Here is a 2,036-nt window from a genome sequence, read left to right on the forward strand (position 1 = left end):
ATCGGAATTTCATCAATCAGGCGGGGAATCAAGTCACCCGCAATGGTGCATCCTTTGATGAGGTTACCGTGACGTACCCGCAAATCTGCCACCGGCTCCCCAGCCACTACTCGCTGATTTAACAGCTCAATATCAGCCCCCATCATGGATAGGGCTTCTAAAATACCTGTACGGGTAGGGTTAACACCCACATTTTCCACAATCAGTTCTGAACCGGGTACAATCGCTCCGGCTACTAACCAAAAGGCAGCTGAGCTAATATCACCAGGAACAATTACGGCTTGCCCTTGCAACTGAGCCGGTCCTGTCACCGTAACACTATTGGTTTTTGGGTCAGTAATAATCTGAGCTCCAAAGGCTTTGAGCATCCGTTCGCTGTGGTCACGGGAGAGGGCTGGTTCAGTGACAGTTGTTTGTCCTTCGGTCATTAAACCAGCGAGGATAATACAGGATTTTACTTGAGCTGAGGCGATGGGAGAGTGGTAGTGAATTGGTTTAAGAACCGAGCCTTTAATGGCCAGGGGAGCGAGCGTTGCACCTTCACGCCCCCAGATGCTTGCTCCCATTTGTTGTAGGGGTTTCACCACACGGGACATCGGACGCGATCGCAAAGACTTGTCACCGGTTACAGTAAAAAATCGGTCAGCAGCAGAGGCGAGTAGTCCCAGAATCAGTCGTAGGGTAGTACCCGAGTTACCTGCATTTAAGACATCAACGGGTTCTTGCAGTTTCCCTAGTCCTATACCCTTAACAATCACTTGTTCAGTATTAAGTTCCGAGATATCTGCGCCCAAAGCACGAAAGCAGCTAGCAGTGCTTTGGGGGTCTTCTCCCAACAGTAACCCTTTAATGGTAGTTTTTCCTGAGGCTATCGCTCCCAACATTAAGGCTCGGTGGGAAATCGATTTATCCCCTGGTATGCTGATAACTCCCTGCAAAGATAGACCAGAGGTTGGGGGATTTATGCTTAAAGTCTGTTGATTTTCCGTCGTAGTTAGGGTGACTAGATTTGCTGGCAAGGGCATAGACTTCGGTTACATTACCGTGCTGAATCATAACCGATTTTATCAAAATTCTAGGTATTACTGAGATCTGGCACCGTTGTGATTAATCCTACGGTGGGCAGTGCCTAGCAAGGTGCTTGGTCAGTTTCTGGATCTGTCTGATCCACTGCCCACCCTACATGAACTTCCTCCAGTGATTAATCCTACGGTGGGCAGTGCCTAGCAAGGTGCTTTGTCAGCTTCATTATCTGTCTGATCCACTGCCCACCCTACATGAACTGATCCACTGCCCACCCTACATTAATTGAGCGTTGCTCAAGCCAAGGTTTCTGGACAATATCCCAAACCCATGGTAAATTGTTCGCAAAAAGCTTCTATGTCGCTCTGGTTTGGACTACCATGAGAAACCACAGCAACTTGGTAGCGACGCATGACCTCTACCGGTGACTGTCCGGTTTCCAGACTCCACAGAGCCATTTGCACACGAATGTCAGGGCTGTAGGGAATCCCCAACTCGTTCATATAAGCCCGAAAGTCTCCATGTTGTTGAGCGGTTAAAGGTGTGTCCATCTTGACCTTAACCACCCAGCCATCAATCCGATGAATCACCGTGGCAAATTTGATAGGTAGCTGGGGCGAGTCTTTTAGATACTCAACGACTCGCAGAGTTAGACTGGCATTAGCTAAAAAGTAAAGGTAATCCATAGAGAGGAGTTAGTTAGTAACCAACTGAGGCTTGATATCATATCCGATATCTTTATTTTCGCAAGCCAGGATTGCTAACTGGTAGGGGATACTCCCCCGATCTTAGATAGGGGATATTCCCCAATGTAGGAATAACAGCATGACAGGGATTGACAAACAGACATCCAAGCACCAAATCGACCAATTAGTCTCAAGCTATGACTATGAACTACCCCAAGAGCAAATTGCCCAAACACCCTTGAGCGAGAGGGATGGTTCAAAACTGCTGGTGGTAGATTCACCAACTCACCATAGCCACCACATCTTTAGGGAATTACCTCAGCTACT

At 47.8% G+C, this 2,036-nt stretch carries 3 protein-coding genes; 1 reads left to right on the forward strand and 2 read right to left on the reverse strand.

Going from position 1 to position 2,036, the window contains the following annotated elements; all coding sequences use genetic code 11:
- Together F6K20_RS35990 and F6K20_RS35995 are read right to left on the reverse strand one after the other, a co-directional pair.
- Positions 1-1,025 (reverse strand): 3-phosphoshikimate 1-carboxyvinyltransferase (locus F6K20_RS35990; RefSeq protein WP_502708920.1); only part of this gene is annotated, 1,025 nt, incomplete at its 3' end.
- A 294-nt stretch (positions 1,026-1,319) separates the two neighbouring features.
- Positions 1,320-1,709, reverse strand: coding sequence for a hypothetical protein (locus tag F6K20_RS35995; protein WP_008188520.1), 390 nt, complete (start codon positions 1,707-1,709; stop codon positions 1,320-1,322).
- A gap of 139 nt (positions 1,710-1,848) precedes the next feature.
- Here F6K20_RS35995 and F6K20_RS36000 point away from each other — a divergent pair.
- The coding region (locus tag F6K20_RS36000) for an S-adenosylmethionine:tRNA ribosyltransferase-isomerase (RefSeq protein WP_287298020.1) at positions 1,849-2,036 on the forward strand (188 nt) is incomplete at its 3' end.

The sequence above is a fragment of the Moorena sp. SIO2C4 genome (assembly GCF_010672485.1).
GTDB classification, from domain to species: Bacteria; Cyanobacteriota; Cyanobacteriia; order Cyanobacteriales; family Coleofasciculaceae; genus Moorena; species Moorena producens.